Genomic DNA, 274 nt, shown 5'->3' with positions numbered 1-274 from the left:
ATCCATTGTTTATCTCTAATCTTTCGCAACATGACACATATACATCATTTATTAGGATTAAAACTTAGAGCTTTTTTAATAGTCTCTATGGTATTTATTAGTGCATCATTTGCGCAAACCATCACTGGACCAACAACTGTCGCTGCAGGGAGTACACATACTTATAGTTATACCGATGGGCTGTTTCACTCTGATAGGACCTGGACTATAAACGGAGGTACAGAAACCTCCTCGTGGTACACCAAAAACCCTCTTGTCATGTATGTTACCGTAC

1 protein-coding gene is annotated in these 274 nt (G+C 39.1%); it reads left to right on the top strand.

Annotation, left to right across the window (positions count from 1 at the left end):
* Positions 1-30: 30 nt before the first annotated feature.
* A partial coding sequence (locus Q0770_RS14685; RefSeq protein ID WP_299118195.1) for a hypothetical protein occupies positions 31-274 on the top strand: 244 nt, incomplete at its 3' end.

Source organism: uncultured Winogradskyella sp., from assembly GCF_947501905.1.
Taxonomy (GTDB): domain Bacteria; phylum Bacteroidota; class Bacteroidia; order Flavobacteriales; family Flavobacteriaceae; genus Winogradskyella.
The sequence above is the reverse complement of the archived record's forward strand: the minus strand, read 5'-3'. Positions and strand labels throughout refer to the sequence as shown.